A 26,355-nucleotide genomic window follows, 5' to 3' on the forward strand; every position below is an offset into this window, starting at 1 on the left:
AGTAATGAATACAGAAATTTTAAGTATCCTAAAGGAAGCAAAGCAGGAAGGTGTGAAGATTGGTGTTAAAGGTGATTCTTTAACAGTAAAGACAGTGGCTCCTATTAGTTCTGAATTACTTCAAAAAATAAAAGAGAACAAACCTCATATAATAGAATATATTCAAAACCTTAGATCAAAAAACAAGACGAGTTCACTTAAAAAAATTACTCCTTACGATCGTGAAACTATTACAAAAGTTCCGTTGTCATTTGGACAAGAACGTTTATGGTTTGTTGATGGATTACAAGGTAGTCAAGCATATCATATGCCTTTCGTGTTGCGTTTTGAAGGAGAAATGGATGCATCTCTAATAGAACAATCATTCAGATACATTGTCAATCGACATGAAGTGTTACGTACGAATATTTTGTCTGAAGACGGAGTTGGGTATCAAAAAGTGGTAAGCTCAGAAAATTGGACCTTAATTCAAGAAAGTTTATCCGAGGATAACTTGGAAGAACATTTGGAAGAGTTTCTAATAGCTCCATTTGATTTGGCTAATGATTATAAATTAAGAGCATGTTTGTATGATACAGGAAACAAAAAATATGTCCTAGCCTGCGTTTTCCATCATATCGCAAGTGATGGTTGGTCAGAAGATATCCTTGTCAATGAATTTACCATAATACATAGTTCTTTACAAGCTGGTATCGAAGTTAATCTACCAGAATTAACACTGCAATATGCAGATTATGCTGTTTGGCAACGTAAATATTTAGAAGGTAGTGTTTTAGATTTTCAACTTTCTTATTGGGAAGAAAAGTTGAAAAATGCAACTCCACTTTCTTTACCAACAGATTATCCACGACCTGCGGTACAAAGTACTGCAGGTGATCATGTAACTTTTACATTAGACAAAAAACTAAGTGATGATCTTAATGACTTATGTGAAAAGGAAGGAGTAACAATTTTTATGTTGTTACTTGCTGGTTTCAAAGTGTTACTTTCTCGTTATAGCGGTCAAGAAGATATCTGTATAGGAACTCCAGTTGCGAACAGAACACAAACTGAGCTGGAAGGAATGATCGGTTTCTTTGTAAATACCTTAGCGCTTCGAAGTGATTTAAGTGGAAACCCTAAGTTTTCTGATTTATTAAAACGAATCAAAAACACAACTTTAGAGGGATACGATTATCAGTTAGCGCCTTTTGAAAGAATTGTAGATCGCGTTGTTAAGGAACGAGATATGAGTAAAAGTCCATTGTTTCAGGTGATGTTCGTTTTACAAAATACTGCCGCAAGTGATGAAGAAGAGTCTAATGAAACGGAAATAGTATCCGGAGATCTTACAATTTCAGAATACGGATTTGATGCTATCAATGCGATGTTCGATTTATCTTTGGATATATCGGAAGGTAGTAAAGGGATTTCTTTCGAAATGGTTTATTGTACAGATTTGTTCAAAGGAGCTACTATTGAACGAATGATGAATCACTATCAAGAGTTGTTAAGAAGTATTGTGAATGATGCATCACAACCAATTGGTAAACTTCCAATGTTAACAGCCTCAGAAGAAAGTGAACTGATAACAAATTTTAACGATACTTCCGTAACGTATCCAGGAGACACCACGGTAATCGATTTGTTTTTGGAGAGAGTAGAAAAAGCTCCAGAGGATGTAGCTGTCGTTTTCGAGGAAACGTCGTTAACGTATAAAGAACTCGATGAACGTTCTAACCAATTAGCAAATTTCTTGTTAACAAACTACACGATCAATAAAGAAGATCCAATAGGCGTTATTTTAGAACGTAGCGATTGGTTGTTAGTTTCTTTCCTAGCTATTTTAAAAACGGGAGGATGTTATGTTCCTATTGATCCTTCTTATCCAACAGAACGAAAAGAATACATTGAAAAAGATAGTGGAAGTATTTTTATACTGAATGATACTCTGATTGATTCTTTCAAGGAGAATAGTGAATCATTAGCGAAAACAGCTCCTGCTGTGGTAGTTGATTCTAAAGACCTGGCTTATATCATTTATACTTCAGGAAGTACAGGTAAGCCCAAAGGAGTAATGATTGAGCATCGTAATATTATCAATACACTGTTATCTCAAATAACGGCGTTCTCAATCACACCTGAAGATCATTGTTTACAGTTTGCAAGTCAATCCTTTGACGCTTCTATTTGGGAATTAGGTATTTCTCTATTAGGAGGAGCAAGCTTATATATTATAAAGGAGGATAGAAAATCAGAAACGGCTTTCTTTAAAGAGTTTATAAAAGAGAACAAGATTACTTTTGCAACCTTACCTCCAGCATTTTTACAATTATTAGAGGTTGAGGATTTAAAAGGATTAAAGACTTTAGTTACCGCTGGAGAGGCAATTCCATTAGGATTGGCGAAAGCTTTTTCAAAGAATTATAATTATGTAAATGCTTACGGTCCAACAGAAACCAGTATTTGCGCCACTACGTTCAATGGAGATATAACAGAAATAGTTCCTATTGGTAAACCTATTGATAACACACAAATCTACATCTTAAATGATATCAATGAGTTATTGCCAATTGGTGCAGTAGGTGAGTTGTGTATAGGTGGTATTGGAGTTGCACGAGGGTACTTAAATAGAGAAGAATTAACTGCGGAAAAGTTTATTGATAATCCTTTTAGGCAGGGAGAAAGAATATACAAAACTGGCGATTTAGCAAAATGGTTACCGAATGGAGATATAGAATTCATTGGTAGAAAAGATTCTCAGGTAAAAATACGAGGATATCGTATCGAATTAGGTGAAGTAGAAAATGCTTTAGCTTCACTAGATTCAGTGAATCAGAGTTGCGTATTAGCCAAAGAAGATGCTCAAGGAAATAAACGTTTAATTGGGTATGTAGTAAGTGAAGAAGAATTCGATAAAGAAATTATTCAAGAAGGATTAAGAGAAATTTTACCAGAATATATGGTTCCTACGGTTTGGATTGCGTTGGATGAAATGCCACTTACAACCAATGGGAAAATAGATAGAAAGTCCTTACCAGAACCAGATGGTTTAAATTTATCTTCAACCGAATATGTTGCTCCTCGTAATGAAACTGAAGCTTTGTTGGTAGCTATTTGGCAAGATTTGCTCGGTGTTGAGAGAATAGGGGTAAATGATAACTTTTTTGAATTAGGAGGTCATAGCCTTTTAATAGTTCAGTTAATCGATAGAATTCAAAAGGAAGGATATCATATTGAAATAGCTGATGTTTTTGGAAACCCAACAATTGCCGCGATTGACGGCAAACTTTCATCAGGGTATACTTCTTATCAAGTTCCTCCTAATGGAATTATAGAAGGTATTGATCGTATAGTTCCTGAAATGGTTCCTTTGGTAAATTTCTCTCAAGAAGAAATTGATACAGTTGTGAATCGTGTTACAGGTGGAGTTGAAAACGTGCAGGATATGTATCCTTTATCACCGCTTCAAGAAGGAATGTACTTTCATTATTTAATGAGTAATGAAAATGAAGGAGATCTTTATGTATCACCAAACTTATTATTGTTTAAAGATAAAGGACAACGAATCAAATTTATCGAGGCATTACAGTTTGTGGTGAACCGCCATGATGTTTTACGTACATGCTTTTTAAGTGAAAACTTGCCGAATGCAGTTCAAGTGGTATTAAAGGAAGCTGTTCTTTCAAATAAAGAGCTTAAGTTAAACTCTTCTGAAGATATCAGATCTCAAATGGAGTCGTTAGTTGAAGCAGGAAATCATTGGATGGATGTTTCAAAAGCTCCTTTATTAGATTTAAAATATGTTGATGATAACGAAAAAGGAGAGTATTATTTATTAGTAAATAACCATCATTTAATTATAGATCATGTTGGTTTAGAAAAAATTATCGAGGAAGTAAATTTACATTTACTGGGGCATGGAGATATACTTCCTCCTCCAGTACTGTATCGTGATTTTATTGGGCATACCTTGCACCAACAAGCAACCAATAATAGTGAAGTCTACTTTAAAGAGGTTTTAGGAAATATTGATGAACCAACATATCCTTTTAATTTATCAAACGTTCGAGGAAATGGTACTGATATCGCCGAAGCCAGTATTGGTTTGCCTGAAGAGTTAAGCAAAGAAATTCGCACAGTCTGTACTCAAATGGGAATAACTCCAGCTATTTTATTCCATGCTGCTTTCGGAATAGTGGTAGGAATGTGTAGTAATAAAAAGCAAGCCTTATTCGGTTCATTATTTTCAGGACGTTTACAAGGTGCCGTTGGAGCAGCGGATTCTCTAGGATTATTCATAAATACTTTACCGTTATATTTCAATGTTGAAGGTACAGTTGCAGAATATTTGCAACAAGTAAAAGAAAGGCTAGCTGAACTTTTACCTTATGAGCAAACTCCATTATCAGAGGTTCATAATTGGTCTGGTATTTCAAACGAAGTACCTTTATTCAGCGCAATTTTTAATTACCGACACTCTTCATCGGATGAAATTGAGGAAGATATGATTCCAGAGGGGCTGGTTGAAGATATTGCTGAGTTTAATTTAGATATAGAATTGCTGGGAGATCAAGAAAGAACAAATTATCCTTTTTCATTAGCAGTGGACGATTTTGGAGATGATTTCGGAATCACGGCTCAAATGGATACGAATATTCAACCAGAACGCATTCTTTCTTATATGGAAGTTGTCGTTAAGCAATTATTAGATGGATTAAACGATGATACGAATGTAGGTGATTTATCTATCTTAACTAAGGAGGAAGAAACTCAGCTATTAAATGAATTTAATGAAACTATAGTAGAGTATCCTACGGAAAAAACAATTATAGATTTATTCTCCACTCAGGTGGGAAAAAATCCAGAAGCGATTGCTTTAGTTGATAAAGAAGAAAAGTTGAGTTATAAAGAACTTGATGAGCTTTCGAATCAGTTATCGAACTACATTTTAGCAAATCATAACATTAGCAATGAAACCTTAATAGCAGTAACACTAGAAAGAAGTAATTGGTTAATCGTTTCATTCTTGGCAGTCTTAAAATCGGGAGGGACTTATGTTCCAATTGACCCGTCATACCCAGAGGAAAGAAAAGAATATATTAAAACAGATAGTAATAGCAGCTTTGCTATTGATAAAGCGTTTTTAACATCTTTCAAAAAGGATATAGATAAATACGATAACGCTACACCTGATGTAGTTGTTAAGGCGAATGATTTGGCCTATGTAATTTATACTTCGGGAAGTACAGGGAAACCTAAAGGAGTAATGATTGAGCATTACAGTATTATAAATACTATACTGTCGCAAATTGCCGATTTCTCAATTGATACCAATGATAGTTGTTTGCAATTTGCAAGTCCTTCATTTGATGCTTCTATTTGGGAAATAGGAATAGCCTTATTAAGTGGTGCTAGTTTATGTATTGTAAGTGAAGAAGGTAAATCGGATGTTTCATTATTTAAAAAGTTCATAGAAGAACAAATAGTTACGTTTGCAACCTTGCCACCTGCATTTTTACAACTATTAGAAGTTGAAGACATCCCAACCATAAAAACATTGGTTACTGCAGGAGAAGCAATTCCGTTAAAATTAGCAAAAGCTTTTTCTGAGAATTATAATTATGTAAATGCTTATGGACCAACAGAAACCAGTATTTGTGCAACAACATTCAATGGAAAAATAGGAGACCTTGTTCCAATTGGAAAACCTATTCATAATACGGAAGTGTATATTCTGAACGACTCAAATGAGTTATTACCTTCTGGAGTTGTTGGAGAGCTTTGTGTTGGAGGTAGAGGTGTTGCTCGAGGTTATCTTAACAGAGAGGAACTTACCAATGAGAAGTTTATTCAAAATCCATTCAAAGAAGAAGGAAGAATTTATAAAACAGGCGATTTAGCCAAGTGGTTACCTGATGGTACTATTGAATTTATAGGAAGAAAGGACAGTCAGGTTAAAATACGTGGATATCGTATCGAACTTGGAGAAGTAGAAAATGTATTATCAACTTTAACAGAGGTAAATCAGTGTTGTGTGTTGGCAAAGAGTGATGCCAGCGGAAACAAGCAATTAGTTGCCTATGTAGTTGTAGAAGGAGATTTTGATAAAGAGGTTTTACAAGACGAACTTCTCAAAACATTACCAGAGTACATGGTACCTATGATTTGGGTTGAACTAGAAGAAATACCTGTAACAAGTAATGGTAAATTAGATAGAAAGGCATTACCAGAACCTGATGGTTCAATGTTATCTACTCAAGAATATGTAGCTCCAAGAAATGAAACGGAAGAACAATTAGTAATAATTTGGCAAGAACTGTTGAATATTGAAAAAATTGGAGTTTATGATAATTTCTTCGAGTTAGGAGGTCATTCGTTATTAGTAACACGTTTGGTTTCTTTAATCCGTAAAGATTTAGGAGTTGAAGTAGCCATCCGTGATATTTTTGAGCATGCAACAATTGCAGGTCAAGCCTTACATGTATTAACATGTTCAAGAGCTACAATCTTACCCGAAGTTGTTGCTCAAGAAAAAGAAGGAAATATACCATTATCTTTCAATCAAGAACGTTTATGGTTTCTTGATCAATTACAAGAAGGAAGCGAGGAGTATCATATTCCAGTAATAGAACCTCTGCAAGGAAATATTAACATAGAAGCGGTGGAAAAAGCCTTACGTATAATCGTGGATAGACATGAGATACTACGTACGGTAATTTACGAAGATGAGGGTGTTGGTTATCAAAAAGTGATTTCATCTGAAGATTGGCTATTACACAAAGTTATTCCTTCTGAAGAAATGGACCTAGAGGAAGAGGTTGCTAATTTTATAGCTCAGCCTTTTGATCTATCAAAAGATTATATGGTACGTGCTTGTTTGTATGATTTAGGTGGAGATGAATATGTTTTAGCATGCGTGTTACACCATATTTCTAGCGATGGTATTTCTGGAATAATTTTAATGAATGAATTTTCAGAAATCTATAGCGCATTATTAACCAAGAAGGAAGTTGCACTTCCTGAACTAAATTTACAGTATTCAGACTACGCCATTTGGCAGCGTTCGTATTTCGCTGGAGATGTTTTAGAAAGTCAATTAGGGTATTGGGAAAATAAATTAAAAGGAGCGAGTACTTTAAAATTACCAACGGATTATGTGCGTCCTTCAATACAAAACAATGAAGGAAGTAGCATTATTTTAGGAGTTGGTGAAGAGCTTACAACTTCTGTAAAGGCATTATGCACACAACATGGAGTTACTCCATTTATGTTTACACTTTCGGTATTTAAAGTATTGTTATCTCGTTATAGTGGTCAAGATGATATTTGCGTAGGAACTCCAATAGCAAATCGTATTCAATATGAATTGGAAGGAATGATTGGTTTCTTTGTAAATACACTTGCATTACGAAGTGATTTAAGCGGAGATCCAAGTTTTAAAGAGGTATTATCTAGAATAAAAGAAACTACTCTCGACGGATACGACCATCAATTAACTCCTTTTGAAAAAGTAGTTGACAGAGTGGTTACGACTCGTGATATGAGTATGACACCATTGTTCCAAGTAATGTTCGATTACCATAATGAGGATGCAGACAATAAAGAAGAAGGAGAAAATATAGAGAAAAATACCGAGTCGAGATACGATAGCTTAGATAGAACAGCTCAATTCGATTTAACACTAGATGTTTCAGAAGAAGGTTCCGAAATTGTATTGAGCTTGAATTATTGTACTGCTTTGTTTAAGCAGGAAACAATCGTACGCATGTTAGATCACTATAAAGAATTATTGACAAGTATCGTAAATGATATCGATAAATCTATAAGTGAAACAACTATCTTAACCAAGAAAGAAGAAACTCAATTATTAAATGTATTCAATAGTACAGAGGTTAATTATCCATTAGATAAAACTGTTATCGATTTATTTGTTGATCAAGTTAAAAAAACTCCAGCTGCCATTGCAGCAACTTTTGAAGAAGGAGTATTGAGCTATGAAGAATTGGATGAGCGCTCAAATCAACTGGCTCACTGTTTAGTAACGCAAGATGTAAAATCAGATGAGTTAATAGGACTTTGTGTAGAACGAGGTTTGAATATGATTGTTGGAGTATTGGGTATTTTAAAAGCTGGTGCTGCCTACGTTCCAATAAAACCAGACTTTCCTAAAGATCGTATTGAATATTTACTTGAAGATACACAATGTTCCTTAGTGGTTACCAATTTGGAAAGTCAAGAAACATTAGAGTCATTTTCTAACAACGTTCAGTTAATTGTATTAGAAAATGTATCCGACTATGCAACAACTCAAGTAGAGTTAACCTATAATTCAAATGATTTAGCTTATATTATTTATACTTCTGGTAGTACTGGGTTACCAAAAGGAGCTATGATTGAACACGCTGGTTTGTTAAATCACTTGTTGTTAATGATTGATGAACTGAAAATGACTAACGAAAGTGTGGTAGCGTTCACAGCTCCATTTACTTTTGACATTTCAGTATGGCAAATGTTAAGTGCATTGTTATGTGGAGGCTCGATAACTGTTTATAGTGAAGAGAGTATCTTAGATATTAAAGGATTTGAATCGTCTTTATCAAAAGAAAGTGTAAGCCATCTTCAATTGGTACCATCTTATGTTTCTAGTTTATTAGAGAGTGGGGTTTCGGTTGAGGGCTTATCAAACTTAAGTCACTTCTTAGTTACAGGAGAAGCGGCAACGAAATCATTATTGGATAACTGGTTCTCTTTGTATCCAAATGTTCCCGTGGTAAATGCTTATGGACCAGCGGAAGCTGCTGATGATATCACTTTGCATATCATGAATGAATCACCAAGTGGAGTAGTTGTTCCCATTGGAAAACCAGTGGCGAATATGGATGTTTACGTAGTTGATAAATTAGGAAACTTATGTCCGATAGGTGTTGTTGGAGAATTATGGACTGCTGGGATTGGTGTCGGTCGAGGATATTTGAATAGACCAGAACTTACGAAAGAGAAATTCATAGATAATCCATTTACCCAAAATGGAGGGCGTTTATATAAAACAGGTGATTTAGGAAGATGGTTGCCAGATGGAACTCTAGAATTTGTCGGTCGTTCTGATGATCAGGTGAAAATTCGAGGTTATCGAATTGAGTTAGGCGAAATTGAGAATGCATTGTCACAAGTTGCTGGTGTTCAAAATTGTTGTGTTGTGGCTATGAAAGATCAGAATGAAATCAATCGTCTGGTAGGATATGTAGTTGTAGAGGGGGAGTTCAATAAAGAAAAGGTTCAAGATGCTTTAAAAGATAGTTTACCAGAGTATATGGTACCTATGTTATGGATCGCCTTAGAGGAAATGCCATTAACAGCAAACGGGAAAATCGATAAAAAATCATTACCAGAGCCAGATACTTCTCAATTATCAACCAGAGAGTATGTAGCTCCAAGAGATGAAATTGAAGAGCAATTGGTGGCTATTTGGCAAGAGTTGTTAGGTGTTGAAAAAATTGGTGTTAATGACGATTTCTTTGAGTTAGGAGGTCATAGTTTACTAGCAACACGTTTAGTTTCTTTAATTCGTAAAGAGTTGGAAAGGGAAATAGCCATTAGAGATGTATTTGAATATACTACTATTGCTTCTTTGGCAATTCGTGTTTCAGAACAATCAAAAGGAGTATTATTACCAGCTATAGTTGCCGAAGAACGCCCTGAGTATATTCCTTTATCTTTTAGCCAAGAACGTCTTTGGTTCTTGGATCAATTACAAGGTACTTTGGCATATCATATGCCAACTATAATACGTTTAGATGGTGATGTGGATGCTTCTATTTTGGAAGAAACTTTTAAAACAATTGTAGCTCGCCATGAGGTATTACGCACCAATATTTTATCAGAAGAAGGTTATGGATATCAAGAGGTTGTAAGTCATGAGGATTGGAGTTTAGAACAACAAGCAATTTCGGAAGAGGAGCTAAGAGAGAATGTTGAAGCCTATATCGAAACACCTTTTAATTTATCGAGTGATTACAAATTAAAAGCATGTTTGTACGATTTAGGAAACAAAAGTTATGTTTTAACTGCAGTTCTTCATCATATTGCAAATGATGGTTGGTCAGAAGAAATTTTAATTCATGAATTCACAACAATATACAATGCATTAGAATCTGGTATTGAGATTCCACTTCCAAAATTAACATTACAATACGCAGATTATTCAATTTGGCAAAGAACTCATTTTGATGGTGAGGTTTTAGAAAACCAATTATCATACTGGGAAAACAAACTGAAAGGAGTTACCACGCTATCAATGCCAACGGATTACATGCGTCCAACTGTACAAAGCACGGAAGGGGCGATTGTAGAGATGTCATTAAGCCAAGAATTAGGTATTGCTATCCACAAGCTGTGTGAATCAGAAGGAGTAACATCATTTATGTTTTTGTTATCAGCATTCAAGGTGTTATTATCTCGATACAGTGGTCAGGATGATATTTGTATAGGAACTACAATTGCGAATCGTACTCAAACAGAACTGGAAGGAATGATAGGTTTCTTTGTGAATACATTGGTGTTGAGAAGCGATATGAGTAATAATCCAAGTTTTAAAGAATTATTAAGTAGAGTAAAGCAAACAACATTAGAAAGCTATGATAATCAATTAGCTCCGTTTGAAAAGATTGTAGATCGAGTAGTAACTACTCGTGATATGAGTTCAACTCCAATATTCCAAGTAATGTTTTCATCTGAAAACACCTCAAATTCTTCAGAAGAGCAAGAAGAAACAGAAACAGGGCTGGGGAACTTTGTTATTTCTCCATATGAATCTGATGCTTCCGTTGCAGCACAATTTGATTTAAGTTTAGATGTATCTGAAGAAAACTCAATTTTTGAGTTAACATTGAGCTATTGTACAGCATTGTTTAAAGAGGAAACCATAGTACGCATATTGGAACAATATCAAGAGTTATTAACCAATATTATAGAGAATATTGAACAACCCATTGGTGATCTACCAATTCTTACTAAAAAACAAGAAAATCAATTATTAAACACATTCAATAGCACAGTGGTTGATTATCCATTAGATAAAACGGTTGTTGAATTGTTTACTGATCAAGTTCAAAAATCTCCTAATGCTATTGCGTTGTCTTTTGAAGGGACAGAATTAAGCTATCAAGAACTGGATAAACGTTCAAATCAGTTAGCTCATTGTTTAGTTTCACAAGGAGTAAAACCCGATGAGTTGATTGGTCTTTGTTTAGAAAGAGGTGTAGATATGATTGTTGGAGTATTAGGGATTTTAAAATCAGGAGGAGCTTATGTTCCAATTAAACCTGATTTTCCTAAAGACCGAATTGAATATTTACTTGAAGATACAGAGTGTTCTTTATTAGTTAGCAATTTAGAAAGTCAGGAAATAGTAAAATCATTCTCTGAGAACGTTCAATTAATTGTACTGGAAAATGTATCTGATTACGCTACAAGCTCAGTAGAACGAACTTATAATTCGAATGATTTAGCTTATATTATCTATACTTCAGGAAGTACAGGATTACCAAAAGGAGCAATGATAGAGCATGCAGGTTTACTAAATCACTTGCTTTTGATGGTTGATGAATTGAAAATGACAAATGAAAGCGTAGTAGCATTTACGGCGCCATTTACATTTGATATTTCGGTTTGGCAAATGCTAAGTGCATTGCTAAGTGGAGGTTCAGTTGCAATTTATAGTGAAGAGAGTATTTTAGATATTGAAGGATTCGAATCCTCTATAAAAGAAGATAAAATAAGTCATCTTCAATTGGTACCTTCTTATGTTGCTAGTTTACTGGAAGGTGGAGTTTCAGTAGAGGGGCTATCAAATTTAAGCTACTTCTTAGTAACAGGAGAGGCAGCTACGAAATCATTATTAGATAAGTGGTTTGCAATATATCCAAATGTTCCAGTTGTAAATGCTTACGGACCTGCGGAAGCGGCAGATGACATCACTTTACACATCATGAACGAATCGCCAAGCGGAGTAGTTGTTCCAATTGGAAAACCAGTAGCGAACATGGATGTTTATGTTGTTGATCGCTTTGGAAACTTATGTCCAATGGGTGTTATTGGTGAATTATGGACAGCTGGAATTGGTGTTGGCCGAGGGTATTTGAATAGAGCAGAACTTACGAAGGAGAAGTTTATCGAAAATCCATTTGCAGAAAATGGAGGACGCTTATATAAAACTGGCGATTTAGGAAGATGGTTACCAGATGGAACGTTGGAATTTGCTGGTCGTTCAGATGATCAGGTGAAAATTCGAGGGCACCGAATTGAATTAGGTGAAATTGAGAACGCATTATCACAAGTTTCAAGTATCCAGAATTGTTGCGTTTTAGCAATGAAAGATCAGAACGAGGTCAATCGATTAGTTGGGTATGTTGTTGTAGATGGAGAATTTAACAAGAGAAAAATCCAAGATGATTTAAAAGATAGTTTACCGGAATATATGGTACCTATGTTATGGATTGTCTTAGAAGAGATGCCATTAACTGCAAACGGAAAAATTGATAAAAAATCATTGCCAGAACCAGATAGTTCCGAGTTATCAACTCAAGAATATGTTGCTCCAAGAAATGAAATAGAGTTCCAATTAGTGGCAATTTGGCAAGAACTGTTAGGTGTAGAAAGAATTGGTGTTTATGATGATTTCTTTGAATTAGGAGGACATAGTTTATTAGCAACCCGCTTGGTTTCTTTAATTCGTAAAGAGCTAGAAAGAGAAATAGCCATTAGAGATGTGTTTGAACATACCACAATAGATTCTTTAGGAGTTTATGTTTCTGAGCAATCAAAAGGAATTTTATTACCAGCTATATCAGCGGAAAAACGTCCTCAGCGTATACCATTATCTTTTAGCCAGGAGCGTTTGTGGTTCTTGGATGAATTACAAGGAACTTTGGGGTATCATATGCCTACAATAGTGCGTTTAGACGGAAATGTAAATCTTGAGTTGTTACAACGAACGTTTAAATCGATTATTGACCGTCATGAAGTTTTAAGAACCAATATCTTGTCAGAAGACGGTGAAGGGTATCAAGAAGTGGTAAGTTCGGATAATTGGACTTTAACGGAACAAACAATATCCGAAGATTCGTTAGAGGAAAATTTAGAGGCTTATTTATTAATTCCTTTTGATTTATCAAGTGATTATAAATTAAGAGCCCAATTATTTGATTTAGGAAATAATAAATATGTATTGGCATCGGTTACGCATCATATTGCTAGTGATGGATGGTCAGAAGATATATTAATGAATGAACTAATCATAACCTATAATGCTTTAGAAAATAATAGTAAAGTTCCACTTCCAGCTTTAAGTTTACAATATGCTGATTATGCAATATGGCAGCGTAAGTATTTTGATGGAGAAGTTCTAGAAAATCAATTATCATACTGGGAAAACAAACTAAAAGGAGTAAGTACATTATCCCTGCCTACAGATTATGCTCGACCAGCGGTGCAAAGTTCAGCTGGAGATTATGTGTCTTTAGCATTAGGTAAAGAATTAAGCGAATCACTTAACGCACTTTGTGAAGAAGAAGGCGTAACCCTATTTATGGTATTATTGGCCACATATAAAGTATTGTTATCTCGTTACAGTGGACAAGAAGATATTTGTGTAGGAACACCAATAGCTAATAGAACGCAAGCAGAACTTGAGGATATGATTGGTTTCTTTGTAAACACGCTGGCTTTACGAAGTGATTTAGCCGGTAACCCTAGCTTCAAGGAATTCTTAAACCAATTAAAAGAAACCACATTAGAAGGTTATGATAATCAATTAGCTCCATTTGAAAAAGTTGTAGATCGCGTAGTTACTAATAGAGACATGAGTACATCTCCACTTTTCCAAACAATGCTTGTTTTACAAAATACAGGGAGCAAAGACACGGAGGAAGAGTTAGATGAAGCAGAGGTTGGATTAGGAGACCTTAGTGTTTCAGATTATGACTTTGATGCTATTGTTGCTATGTTTGATTTATCTCTAAATGTGTCGGAAAACAGTGAAGGTATTTCTTTAGAGATGCTTTATTGTACGGATTTATTTGATAAAGGAACAATTGAAAGGTTGTTAGTTCATTTTGAGAAATTATTGAGAGGTATTGTTAATGATATAACTCAACCTATTCACGATATATCAATATTAACTGAGCACGAAGAGCATAAATTGTTGAATGTATATACGGCAACGAAAGTTGATTATTTGAAGTATACGACTGTGTTAGAGCTTTTCTCTAAGCAAGTAAAAGAAAGCCCAAAAGCTATAGCTGTTATTTATAAAGGAGAAAAACTTACCTACAGAGAATTGGATAGAAAGTCCAATCAAGTTGCTCGATATTTACAAAGTCAAGGAGTGCAAAAGGATAGCTTGGTAGGCATATGCATGGAGCGTAGTTTGGAAATGATTGTAGCCATGTTTGGAATATTAAAATCAGGAGGTGCTTATGTGCCAATTGATCCAACATATCCAAAAGATCGCATCGATTATATGATTGAAGATACTGGTACTACTTTATTATTGAGTAGTTCTTCAAGCAAAGAAGTAATTGGTGATAGAACTGATATAACAACAGTGTGTTTAAATAGCAATTGGGATAAAATAGCTGGTTTCTCAAATAAAAAATTAAAAATAAATATTACTCCTGATAGTTTAGCATATATAATTTATACTTCAGGAAGTACAGGGAAACCAAAAGGAGTAATGATCGAGCACCAGAATATGCTCAACTTAGTAAATTGGGGAATCAGAAATTTCGAAGATTCCTTAAGTCTGGGGATGTTAGCTAGTACTTCGATAAATTTTGACCTGTCAATTTTCGAAATTTTCGTTACACTTTCGGCTGGTTCTAAAATTCACTTAGTTGATAGTTTATTATCAGTATTAGAAGAAACAGGAATATCGGTATCGTTAATTAACACGGTACCAAGTGTATTACAAGGATTATTAGATGCTGGGAAAATTCCAACTACTGTTAGAACAATTAATTTAGCTGGTGAACCATTATTACCAAGTTTAGTAAACCGTATTTATGAAGAAAGTTCGGTAAGGAAAATATATGATTTATACGGACCTTCCGAGGCAACTACTTACAGTACGTTTACAAAACGTGCGTTAAACGGAATTCAAACCATTGGGAAACCAATTGCCAATACTCAAGCTTATATTGTTGATGCTGATATGAATTTAGCTCCATTAGGAGTTGTTGGGGAGTTATGTATTGGAGGAAAAGGTGTAGCAAGAGGATATTTGAATAGAGAAGAGTTAACAGAAGAGAAATTTGTAGCGAATCCGTTTAAAGATGGCGATCGATTGTATAAAACAGGTGATTTGGCAAGGTGGTTATCTGATGGTACTTTAGAATACCTGGGGCGAAAGGATAACCAAGTCAAAATTAGAGGGTATCGAATCGAACTAGGGGAAATTGAAACGGCATTATCTGCACTTCCAGAGGTAAGTCAGAGTTGTGTATTGGCAAAGGAAGATGCTTTAGGGAATAAGCGCTTAGTTGGATATGTTGTTATTGATGGAAAGTTCAACAAACAAGAAATACAGCAAAAAATAAGAGTCAGCTTACCAGATTATATGGTTCCTTCAATTTGGGTAGAGTTAGAGGAGATGCCATTAACCGCTAATGGGAAATTAGATAGAAAGGCATTGGTAAATCCTGATAGTGATGATTTCTCAACGGTAGAATATGTTGCTCCTCGAAATGAAAAAGAGGAGAAACTTGTGACTATTTGGCAAGATTTATTGGGCATCGAAAAAATTGGCGTTAATGATGATTTCTTTGAATTAGGAGGTCATAGTTTAATGGTAATAAAATTAGTTGCTCAAATTAATGAGCAATTTGAAACTGAGACAAATATTGTTAATGTATTTGAGTATCCAACAATTTCTGAATTCGTTCGAAACATGGAGTCAAAAGATCAAGTTTTCGATACAAACTTAATGGTAGCATTACAAGATAAAGGAAGTCAAAAACCGATATTCTTAGCGCCACCTGGAGGAGGGCTTTACAATTGTTATGTCGATTTAGCAAGAGCTTTAGGAGAAGATCAGCCTGTTTATGCCTTCCAATGCCCTGGTATCAATGGAAAACTACCAGTGTCAGAATCTATTGAAGAAATGGCTTCGAGCTTTATTGTAGAACTTCAAAAAGCAGATCCTTACGGACCATATCGAATAGGAGGGTACTCTTTTGGTGGAGTAGTTGCCTATGAAATGGCATTACAGTTAAAGGCAAAAGGATTTGAAGTAGAGGAATTGTTAATGTTCGATAGTACACTTTTAGATACCCATACAAATAAAGTTGAAAACAAGGATGAGTTGTTTGAAGAGTTTGTTATGGATGAAATCGAAGAGTTCGTTGGAGAAGATTTTGATTACTCAAAACTAAAACTTAAAGGAAAAACCAAAGATGAACAATTGGACATAGTTTGTGAACTAGCAAAAAAGTTTGATGTTCCAATTCCAGAAGAGGGAATAAGAGGTTTCTTTGAAGTTTCATTTGAAAATGAGATATATCCATATCAAATTAAAAATGAAGTGAAATTAGATACAAAGATTATCTTATTCAAAGCCATGTATATGGAATCTGAAGTTGAAGGAGAAGAGGGAGAAATTGTACCAAATACAGAATACGAGCAATATGATTACGATTGGAATAATTACACCGAAAAGGAGGTTGTTATTCACCTAATTCCGTCAATACACACCGAACTTTTAGACCTTGAACATATTGAGAAAATTTCTGAAAGTATTAAAAATATCGAAGAAACTATTTCTTAGAACTCATTTAAACACAAAAAGTTTAAACGAAGTTCTTAATCAAACCTTACATTAATATTAAAAAACAACCAAATGAAAGTACCTAGAGTTAGTAATATAACAGTAGAACAGTTTATAGAAGAGCATATTGTAGCCAATAAACCAGTGATAGTAACAGATGGAATGAAAAACTGGGATATGAGCAAATTTACTCCAGAGCATTTTAAAGAGGCCTTTGGAGAAGAAAAAGTGCAGGTATATGATGATCTATTTAATTTGCAAAACATACAAACCCTAAAACAATATATTGATAATAACTTTGATAGAAAAGAAGAAGACGGTTTGTCTGATCAGTATATGAGATGGTATACTCAGCTTAAAGAAGTGGAGTATTATTGGTCCGATAAAGTTTTTGAAGCTTTAAAAGATGCTTGGAGTCATCCTTATTTTATTCCGAATACATCTTTAGTAATACCAAGTAACGTTAATGCAGAAGAGCGTGTTATTAATGAATTCCATTATCCATACAAAGGGCTTTTTATTTCAGGGAAAGGTTCAAGAACAAGGCTCCATAAAGATCCTTTTGCAAGCAATGCAGTATTATGTCAGTTTTATGGAGAAAAGAAAATCTATTTATTTGACCCGAAGAAAGAAGCAAGCGTAATGACAGGTAAAGAATTTGTAGATGTTGTGAATCCTGATCATGATAAGTTTCCAGACTATGCAAATATTACACACGATTATGAAGATACTTTATCACCTGGTGAAATTATTTTTTTCCCCTCAGGGTGGTTTCACGATGTTACCTGTGAAACGGATAGTATATCTATAACATGGAACTTTGTACACGAAACACAATTAAATGTGTTTTGTAAGCATGTAGCCAAAAATCCTAATGACGACCAATTGGAAATAGCTAAGTTTTTCTTGAAAGATGAGGTTAAAGAAAATACAAAAGCCAGAGATTTGATCCTTTTCTTAAAAAAGAAGTTTAAAGCAGCGAAAAGGCAAAAAGCCACTGTTTAAAGAAACATCCAAATAGAGTTGTATAGTAAATCGAAATTAAAAGTACACTATAAATACCTTCATACTCCATATAGCTGTACTAATTCCTGAATTCAACTCACTTATGCCTTTTGTTTCAAATTCAGCCATTGTTTTTAAGAAATTTGAGGTAAGTGATGAGGGCTCTATTGATATTAATCTCATTACATAGACGTCTTGTACAAAGCCTTTTCGTCTAAAATATAAAAACTATACTACTGAATGAAGTCATATGAAAATACATATGACTTCATTTTTTTTATTCATAGAAATGACAAATTTCATCGATTGATTTCCTATCTAATTTTGGTACATAAACATTGTCTTTTGCATATCCAACAGGAAACAATATAAAAGCTCTTTCATTGGCAGGTCTTTCTAAAAGTTTCGCCAAAAAGTTCATAGGACTCGGAGTGTGGGTAAGTGTAACCAAACCAGCATTATGAATTGCAGAAATCATCATTCCACAAGCAATACCAACAGATTCGTTTACATAATAGTTATTATGTCTACTTCCATCGTCATCAATTTCGTAAACTCTCTTAAAAGCTATGATAAGCCAAGGCGCATTTTCAATAAATGGCTTGTGCATATCAGTTCCTAAATGAGCTAAATCCTCTTTCCAACGATCACTCATTCTAACCTCGTATCCAAGTTTTTCCTCAACTTCGGCTGCTTTTCTTAATTTTGATTTCAGATTAGCATTGGAAATAGCACAAAACGTCCAAGGCTGTTTGTGAGCTCCAGACGGAGCTGTTGAGGCCGATAAAATAATGTTTTCAATAATTTCTTTAGGAACGGGGGTGTCAGAAAATTCCCTTACTGATCTTCTTTTATTAAGCCAATTAAAATAATCGCGGCTTCTCTCCAGCATTTCATTTTCTTCATAACGTAAAGGTTCGTAATTTACATGTTCGTAACCTTTAACCATTTTTGTTTCTGGTGTGTCCATAATTGGGGGTTAATTTTAAAGTTTGAATTAGGGTAGTTTTCGCTTTTGGTATTTCAATGTAGTGAAAAAAAAACAGAAATTAAAATTATGGTACTGATTTACAGTTGTTTGTTTAGTCTTGTGTAAAAGCTAGATAACTGAATAAAGAAGTTAATTCCTTTAATTAAGGGAGCTGTGAGGAATTTATAAGAGGTCTTCTTTTTTAAGATTGTGAAAGAGCTTATTCATCATTTCGAGTATTCGTTTAGCCTTCGTTTCGTCCGTTTTTGCCTCATAGATCCAGTCCAGATATGCTTTTTGTTGTCCTTCTGAAAAAGCTAAAAAATTAGTTAGTGTTTGCTTAGGTTCGTTACCAAAGCAGGCAAGTATTTCCTCAGGAATAATAAGAGAAGAGGTGTCAATATCTAAAATTATATGCACGTAATCACCAGCTTCTTTTTTTATTGTTTTGCGAATGGTAGCTTTTACTGGAAGGAATAACTTCCCATTCCCCATAGGCATTAATTTGTATTGTTTAAGAGCAAAGCTATCGATACTTCCTTTAACTTTTACCCAACCAAAAGGATTGCTTTTATCTTGTGGAATTTCTGGAATTTCAGCATATGTCCAACCTCCTTTGCCTGGAAATTTTTGCAAAAGATATTCTGAATCAACTAAATGCTCTTTATTCATAATTAATATTACTTCTTCTTTTCAGAACCAAAAATTAACTCTAAGGCATTGTATACTGCTTGATGCAGGGTGTCACCATGTGTTTTATTCTTTAGAAATTCGAAATGTAATGTTACATTATCTCTAGCATCAGATTTTAAGTGTTTATATAAATCTTTTGCTACTCTCTCCATAACCTTTCCTTCAGTACCCACTGCTATATAAACATTTTTATGGCTTTTGTGAGATATAGGTGTCGATTTTTGAAGCTTTTCATCATCCCACCATAAGCTTGGACTTACAATAAGGTAATTATCGAATAAGTGAGAGTGTTTAAAAAGAATTTCAGTAGCTAAAAGCCCTCCTAAAGATTGTCCAATAAGAGTTTTTACACTAGCAGTTCTATATCGTTGATTGATAAATGGCTGTAACTCCTTTTCAATAAATTGTATAAACTTTCCAGAGTGCCCTTGAGTAGGTAATTCTCTTTGATCTATTTCATTTCCAGAAGGATAAGTGAAATCTCTTTTTCTATCAACATTTCCTATTCCAACAACAATGGTTTCTGGAAGAATGTTTATCCATGAAAAGGATAAAAATTGAACAGCTCCAGCTACGTGAATAAAATCTTCATCAGCAGAACCATCTAGTAAATATATAACAGGATATGTCTTGGATTTATTTTTATCATAGTTATGCGGAAGGTAAATATTCAATGTTCTCTTTTCATTCAATATGTTGGAAGGCAATTCAATGATTTCTCCAATGGAAAAGTCTCCTTTTTTAGTAAATGAATCTTTTTTCTGAGCAAAGCTTGATATTGATAAGAAAATAGTAAAAAGAATGAAGAAATGTCTGGATAGTAGCATAGTAAAGAAATTAGAGATAAGGTTAAAACCATAATTGTCTATGTAGATAAACATATTCAATTATGGTTTTCGTATTTTTTTACATAAGTAGTTAATTGCGCTTAAAATACAAGCTCCTTAATTTTATGTTTAATTGTTTTTTTGATATCTGTTGGATAGCTTCTTTTTCCGTGGAAAACATCTGCCATGGCTTCACTAAAGCGTTGCCCATATTTTTTTAACAGAAGGTTACGAATCGTTTTTTGCTCGTAAAACCACTTAGAAAGCCATAATCCTGTTTGTATTTCTGGGAGAAGTTTACTTTCTAATTTCTCAATGTATAATTTTTCAGCAAGATGTTTTTCACCATTACTTTCAATGATTGCTTCAGCGGCTAGTTTACCACTATAAATTGCATTTGAAATTCCTTCAGCCGTAATTGGATCTGCAAAACCTGCAGCATCTCCAATTAAAAACACATTGTTTTTTACAAAGCCATCAGTTCTTGGTGCAACAGGGATTTGAAAACCATGCTGAGATTCACTTACTATGTTGGTAATACCTAGGGTAGTCAAGTAATCTTTATAGAACTTTTTTAAATTTATTTTTGTTCTTCTAGCCGAGGCAACACCAATTGATAAATGTTTTTTCTTAGGAAAACTCCAAGCATAACCATAAGGAATAGCATCAATATCAAAACGTACTTCCTTAGATAAACGCTCAAAATCTTCATCCGATACTTCTATTTCATATTCTAAAGCAGGAATTAGTTTTCGTGTATCTTCTTTCCAACCAGCTAATTTAGCAGTCTGACTTAAAGCGCCATCAGCAGCTATCACATAATTGGCAGTAAATGTACCTTGTGATGTTTCCAAGGTGATCGTATCGTTTTCAAAAGTTAAACCAGTAAGTTTATGATTTTCTAGTAAAGTGGCTCCAAATTCTTTGGCTTTTTCCGTAATTAAATTATCAAAAGAATCGCGCATGATCATTGATATCGTAGGATCTTCTCTTTCCGTTTTAAAATGAAGTTTTTCTCCTAAATAGATGTCTACTGTTCTAAACTCTTTTTCAACTACATCGGTAATATCAAAAGGTAAATCTTTACGTCCTCTAAACACAAAGCCTCCTCCACATGTTTTATATCGTGGTAGTGTTTCCTTTTCTATAATTACTGTTGAAATCCCTTTTTGGGCTAAGTGAAATGCTGTAGAAGCTCCCGAAGGACCGCTACCAATTACAGCAACATCAAAATGATTCATAAATAAAAATTTGGTCTTCGGTAAAAATACAGTTTTTATTTATAACAAAAGGGAATATTGAGATGGGCTTGTAAGAAGAATTTAATATCTAAAATAGAACCCGTGAAATTACCAATTTAGTCGGCTCATTATAGGGAAGTGGTCAGATAGTTTTACCTTGTTGTATGTTTTAAATTGATTGATATTAGCATCTTCGTTGGTCAGAATAAAATCAATACGCATTGGATAAACATATCTAAAAGTTTTCCCTAAACCTATTCCTCGTTCAATAAAAGCATCTTTTTTGTTATCGGCTAGCTTTTTATAGACCCAAGAATACGCCGAATTATTGAAGTCGCCACAAATTATTTTTTTGCCCTTCCAACTGTATTCATGTTGAATAATACGTTCAGTTTGATCCGCTTGTTTTTTAAAACCGTTTGCTAATCGTTTAAATAATCTTTCGGAATCTTTTTCTCCAAAATTTTCTTTATTTGGGTTTATTTTCAAGGATTCAAGATGTACATTATAAACTCTAATGGTATCATGGTTTCTAACAATATCCACAAAAATGGTGTTATTAGCACTATTTTCAAAATTTAAAGATCCAGAATTAACAATTGGGTATTTAGAGTAAATAGCAAGCCCAAACTTATCTTTTGCTGATTTTGTTTTAATGAACTTATAAGGAAGCTTAATATCAATCATATCAGATTGATAAAACTCTTGAAAAGCAATAACATCAGGAGATTCGTTATTTACAAAATCATATATTTTTTGCTCCGTAGTAACATCATCATTCCATTTGTAATAATTGAACATTCGAACATTGTAGCTCATTACTTTTAGGTCATTAGTAAGAACTACTTCTTTGTTGGAAAATTTGATCAAAGGAGGAGCCAAGAACCATCCTAATACTAGAACGAAGGTTGAGAGTAATACGTTTTTGTGTAATTTAACTATCCAATAAATAAGAAAACCAAGATTGATCAATACAAGAAAAGGAACAAAAAGGCTGAAAACAGTTAAAGAAGGTAAGCTATTAGGAGAAATATAAGGGAGAAAAAAAGACAATAATAATCCAGTAGCAAGTATTGAATTTATAAAAAATAAGAGCGTATTAAAAATTGATCGTTTTTTCACACTAATAATTTGTTTTAATTGAATCTTAAAAACTCCTTTTTATCAAATAAAATGAAATTTTAGCTAATTTTTTCCTTGTTTAAACAAGAAATCTTTCTCCTCTTTTGACAAAGTCTCATATCCTGATTTACTTATTTTATCAAGTATAGCATCCACTTCTTGTTGCGTGGTAGATTTATTTGATTTTTTAGTGTAAGTATTTTTTTTGCCAGAATTATAAACTGTTTTTAAAGGTGCTTTTTTTTCTTTCTTTTTAAACATTTCTGTTAAGGAATTAAAGATAGTGATTTCTTTATTGCTGGCATAGCTTACATACATAAAACCAAACAAAGCACCACCTAGGTGCGCAAGCCTGCCTCCCGCATTACTCACAGGAATTTGTATGCTATCAATAGCAATCCAAATGGCAGCAAGAATCCATAATTTTACAAAGCCAATAAGTGGAATTTTAATATGATAATTGGGCATATAAGTGGCGATTCCAATAAATATAGCTGATATACCTGCTGAAGCACCGAGTAAAATACTTCTATCCGTATCATTTTGAAGAGCTGGAAAAAAATTATAGCTGATCATAAAAATAATACCGCCGAATATTGTTCCATAGATATAGAAATCGAGTAGTTGTTTTGAAGTAAAATACTGTTTAAACAAATTACCAATAAAGAACAAGGCAACAAGGTTGAATAAAATATGCAAAAAACCAGCATGTAAAAAACCATAAGTAACTAATGTCCATGGTTTGTATAAAAAGTCGTCGAAACTGGCGGGCAATGAAAGCCAGTCAATTAAGAAATTACTTTTAGTTTGCAATAAAAAACCAAAGGTGTTTACAATAAAAACCATTAAAAACAACGCTAGGTTGATATAAATTAGTTTTTCAACAATACCTGCATACTTAAATCTATGTTTTATATTTTCGAGAATATCCATTAGAAGGGGGTGGATTTAGAATTTAAACTGATTTTTTTTCCAGTACCAAGCGATAATAAAACCAATTAAAGCACCTCCAATATGTGCAAAGTGAGCAATGTTACCAATAGAATAACTTGTAAACCCAAAGAATAAATCTATTAAAATAATCCCAGGAATGAAATATTTTGCCGCAATCGGTACGGGGAAAAATATCAAGGCAAGCTTAGCATTTGGGAAGGCAAGTCCGAAGGCAACTAAAACACCATAAATAGCTCCAGAAGCACCAACAGCTGGAGTGTGATAAAGAGACCAGAACTCTCTCATGGTTTTGTTAGATATGGCTATAGCTTCATCATCATAACGTCCATAATCTAAAATATTTTGAATTTCTGTAGTACTAACCCCTAAATTTAGGAGTTGTTCGTAGATGTCATTAAACTGATAATAATTTACTAAGGTATATATTAAACCAGCACCTATTCCAGCTGAAAAATAAAAGAATAGAAACTTGTTTTTACCCCACATTTGTTCTAGCGGACTACCAAACGCCCAAAGCCCGTACATATTAAATAAAATATGCCCGAAGCTACCGTGCATAAACATATGCGTAAGATACTGCCAAACTCCAAAATGATCATTTTCAGGTAAATGAAGAGCGAACAAGTTTGTTAGGTCCATTTTAAGTAATAACGGAGCAAAAAACATGATTGCGTTAATAATAATTAAATGTTTTATGGCTCCTGTAAGTCTACCCATTCTTTATTTTTTTGAGTTGATCAAATGATTGAGTTAAAATTACTTAATCTTTTTGATCATTAAAATTATTTATTTGTTAAAAATACTATCAATTTCTTGTAATGAAAGTGTTTTAAAAGTTGGCTTTCCAAAAGGAGAGGTTGATGGCTCCTTACATGAAAAAAGGTTATTAACTAGGTTTTCTTGTTCTTTTAATGACAATATTGTTCCTGTTTTAATGGCTAGTGATTTCGCAAAAGATTTTGCCATCACATCAAAATGACTAAAGCTTGCATCTGGAACTTCTAATTTAATATCATCTAACAGTTGTTCAAGGATTAAGGTAATTTGACTTTCGGTTATGGAAGTTGGTATACCTCCAATAACAACACTTTCTTTTGTAAACTCATCAAACATAAAACCAGCACTTTCTAAATCCGATTTAATACTATAAATCATTTCTATATCACTTGAAGAAAATGAAATTGTAACAGGGAACAATAGTTGTTGACTACTTGCTTCTTTTACGGTTATGTTTTCCAAAAATTCTTCGTATAAAACTCTTTGGTGAGCTAATGATTGATGTATTAATACAACACCTGATTTAATAGAGCTTAGTAAATATTTCTTTTGAATTTGAAAGGTTTTACCCGTTTCAGTTTCTTGAGCAGATTCAAATAATTGTTCTTGATGAGTAGATTCAAAAGAGGTAAAATTCGAAACTGGAGAAATATCTGAATTAATGTCTAAATCTGAATCGGAGTCAGTATTTGAATCAGATTCAAAACTAGAGTCGGTGTATAAGGCTTCCCAGCTACCAGCATCTTTTTTATAATTTGTTTGATAGTTGTTACCCGACGAATAGTTCGAAGAGTTGGAACTACCAGAAGATGAACTAGTAGTTGTATTTGGTGTTGATTGAAAGTTATTTTCTGATTTAAAAGGATTAAAATTAGGATCCACAGTAATAGGAGGAACCGAAGGAGTATCCTTTTTGCTATAATTATAAGGAGTGTCTAAATTTGCATCTCTTTCAAAGTCCAATACAGGTGCAACATTATATTGCCCTAAGCTATGTTTTACCGTAGCTCTTAAAATTGCATATAGAGCTTTTTCATTATCGAATTTAATTTCAGTTTTAGTAGGGTGAATATTAATATCGATTGTATTTGGAGGTACTTCTAAATACAAGAAGTACGAAGGATGTGATGAGTGATCTAATAATCCTTCAAAGGCATTCACTACAGCATGATTGAGATAAGAACTTTTTATGAAACGATTATTTACAAAAAAGAACTGTTCACCTCGTTTTTTCTTAGCGAACTCTGGTTTAACCACAAATCCAGCAACAGTTATAATGTCTGTTTGTTCATTAATTGGAACCAATCGCTCGTTCATTTTACTTCCAAAAATAGAAACAATACGTTGGCGTAAATTGCTTTTTCTTAAATTATATACTTCATTATTATTATGATGCAATAAAAACGAAATATCAGGATGCGTTAGGGCAACACGTTGAAATTCATCCACAACATGTCGTGTTTCTATTGAATCTGACTTCAGGAAGTTTCTCCTTGCTGGAATGTTAAAAAATAAATTTTTTACGGCAATACTGGTTCCTTTAGAAGTAGAGACTACTTCTTGAGAAGAAACCTTACTTCCTTCAATTTTTATTTGTGTACCAAGTTCTTCATCTTCTTGCTTAGTTTTCAATTCAACATGAGCAATCGCAGCAATAGATGCTAAGGCTTCTCCACGGAACCCTTTCGTATGAATATTAAATAAATCTTCAGCTTTTCTTATTTTCGATGTGGCATGACGTTCAAAACAAAGACGAGCATCGGTAGTACTCATTCCTTTTCCATCATCAATAACCTGTATTAATGTTTTACCAGCATCTTTTAACAGTAATTTTATAGAGGTTGCTCCAGCATCAATTGCATTTTCAAGTAATTCTTTTACCACAGATGCAGGACGCTGCACAACTTCTCCTGCGGCTATTTGATTTGCCACATGGTCGGGTAATAACTGTATAATATCAGACAT

Annotated in this window: 11 protein-coding genes; 2 read left to right on the top strand and 9 right to left on the bottom strand. The window is 33.8% G+C overall.

What is annotated here, in order from left to right:
- The first annotated feature begins 4 nt into the window (after nucleotides 1-4).
- Together ACKTTV_RS08885 and ACKTTV_RS08890 are read left to right on the top strand one after the other, a co-directional pair.
- Nucleotides 5-16,801, top strand: a complete 16,797-nt coding sequence (locus ACKTTV_RS08885; RefSeq protein WP_408030485.1) for an amino acid adenylation domain-containing protein — start codon at nucleotides 5-7, stop codon at nucleotides 16,799-16,801.
- Between the two features lie 72 nt (nucleotides 16,802-16,873).
- On the top strand, nucleotides 16,874-17,806 hold the full coding sequence (locus ACKTTV_RS08890; protein ID WP_408030486.1) for a cupin-like domain-containing protein: 933 nt from the start codon (nucleotides 16,874-16,876) through the stop codon (nucleotides 17,804-17,806).
- A gap of 36 nt (nucleotides 17,807-17,842) precedes the next feature.
- On the opposite strand, the gene ACKTTV_RS08895 is transcribed toward ACKTTV_RS08890, so the two are convergent.
- The 9 genes from ACKTTV_RS08895 to mutL all read right to left on the bottom strand — a co-directional run bounded on the left by ACKTTV_RS08895 (nucleotide 17,843) and on the right by mutL (nucleotide 26,355).
- Nucleotides 17,843-17,989 carry a hypothetical protein gene (locus ACKTTV_RS08895; protein ID WP_408030487.1) on the bottom strand — a complete coding sequence of 49 codons (147 nt, stop codon included), beginning with the start codon at nucleotides 17,987-17,989 and terminating at the stop codon, nucleotides 17,843-17,845.
- 94 nt (nucleotides 17,990-18,083) lie between these two features.
- Nucleotides 18,084-18,776, bottom strand: a complete 693-nt coding sequence (locus ACKTTV_RS08900) for a nitroreductase family protein (protein WP_408030488.1) — start codon at nucleotides 18,774-18,776, stop codon at nucleotides 18,084-18,086.
- A 183-nt stretch (nucleotides 18,777-18,959) separates the two neighbouring features.
- The gene (locus ACKTTV_RS08905; protein WP_408030489.1) at nucleotides 18,960-19,448 is read right to left on the bottom strand and encodes a YdeI/OmpD-associated family protein; all 489 of its coding nucleotides are present in this window, start codon (nucleotides 19,446-19,448) and stop codon (nucleotides 18,960-18,962) included.
- Between the two features lie 8 nt (nucleotides 19,449-19,456).
- Nucleotides 19,457-20,296, bottom strand: coding sequence for an alpha/beta hydrolase (locus ACKTTV_RS08910; RefSeq protein ID WP_408030490.1), 840 nt, complete (start codon nucleotides 20,294-20,296; stop codon nucleotides 19,457-19,459).
- 101 nt (nucleotides 20,297-20,397) lie between these two features.
- On the bottom strand, nucleotides 20,398-21,537 hold the full coding sequence (locus tag ACKTTV_RS08915; RefSeq protein WP_408030491.1) for a geranylgeranyl reductase family protein: 1,140 nt from the start codon (nucleotides 21,535-21,537) through the stop codon (nucleotides 20,398-20,400).
- A gap of 108 nt (nucleotides 21,538-21,645) precedes the next feature.
- Nucleotides 21,646-22,659, bottom strand: a complete 1,014-nt coding sequence (locus tag ACKTTV_RS08920) for an endonuclease/exonuclease/phosphatase family protein (RefSeq protein WP_408030492.1) — start codon at nucleotides 22,657-22,659, stop codon at nucleotides 21,646-21,648.
- Nucleotides 22,660-22,722: 63 nt separating this feature from the next.
- Nucleotides 22,723-23,592 carry a rhomboid family intramembrane serine protease gene (locus ACKTTV_RS08925; protein WP_408030493.1) on the bottom strand — a complete coding sequence of 290 codons (870 nt, stop codon included), beginning with the start codon at nucleotides 23,590-23,592 and terminating at the stop codon, nucleotides 22,723-22,725.
- A gap of 15 nt (nucleotides 23,593-23,607) precedes the next feature.
- Complete coding sequence (locus ACKTTV_RS08930) at nucleotides 23,608-24,330, bottom strand: rhomboid family intramembrane serine protease (RefSeq protein WP_408030494.1); 723 nt, start codon at nucleotides 24,328-24,330, stop codon at nucleotides 23,608-23,610.
- A gap of 69 nt (nucleotides 24,331-24,399) precedes the next feature.
- A complete protein-coding gene (mutL, locus tag ACKTTV_RS08935; RefSeq protein ID WP_408030495.1) occupies nucleotides 24,400-26,355 on the bottom strand; it encodes a DNA mismatch repair endonuclease MutL in 1,956 nt (651 codons plus the stop codon).

Origin of the sequence: Tenacibaculum xiamenense, assembly GCF_964513065.1 — a bacterium.
In the GTDB taxonomy this organism is placed as follows: domain Bacteria; phylum Bacteroidota; class Bacteroidia; order Flavobacteriales; family Flavobacteriaceae; genus Polaribacter; species Polaribacter xiamenense.

Coding starts and splice junctions, on each gene's coding strand:
- ACKTTV_RS08885 (WP_408030485.1), top strand. CDS start 5: ATGAATACAGAAATTTTAAGTATCCTAAAGGAAGCAAAGCAGGAAGGT.
- ACKTTV_RS08890 (WP_408030486.1), top strand. CDS start 16,874: ATGAAAGTACCTAGAGTTAGTAATATAACAGTAGAACAGTTTATAGAA.
- ACKTTV_RS08895 (WP_408030487.1), bottom strand. CDS start 17,989: ATGAGATTAATATCAATAGAGCCCTCATCACTTACCTCAAATTTCTTA.
- ACKTTV_RS08900 (WP_408030488.1), bottom strand. CDS start 18,776: ATGGACACACCAGAAACAAAAATGGTTAAAGGTTACGAACATGTAAAT.
- ACKTTV_RS08905 (WP_408030489.1), bottom strand. CDS start 19,448: ATGAATAAAGAGCATTTAGTTGATTCAGAATATCTTTTGCAAAAATTT.
- ACKTTV_RS08910 (WP_408030490.1), bottom strand. CDS start 20,296: ATGCTACTATCCAGACATTTCTTCATTCTTTTTACTATTTTCTTATCA.
- ACKTTV_RS08915 (WP_408030491.1), bottom strand. CDS start 21,537: ATGAATCATTTTGATGTTGCTGTAATTGGTAGCGGTCCTTCGGGAGCT.
- ACKTTV_RS08925 (WP_408030493.1), bottom strand. CDS start 23,592: ATGGATATTCTCGAAAATATAAAACATAGATTTAAGTATGCAGGTATT.
- ACKTTV_RS08930 (WP_408030494.1), bottom strand. CDS start 24,330: ATGGGTAGACTTACAGGAGCCATAAAACATTTAATTATTATTAACGCA.
- mutL (WP_408030495.1), bottom strand. CDS start 26,355: ATGTCTGATATTATACAGTTATTACCCGACCATGTGGCAAATCAAATA.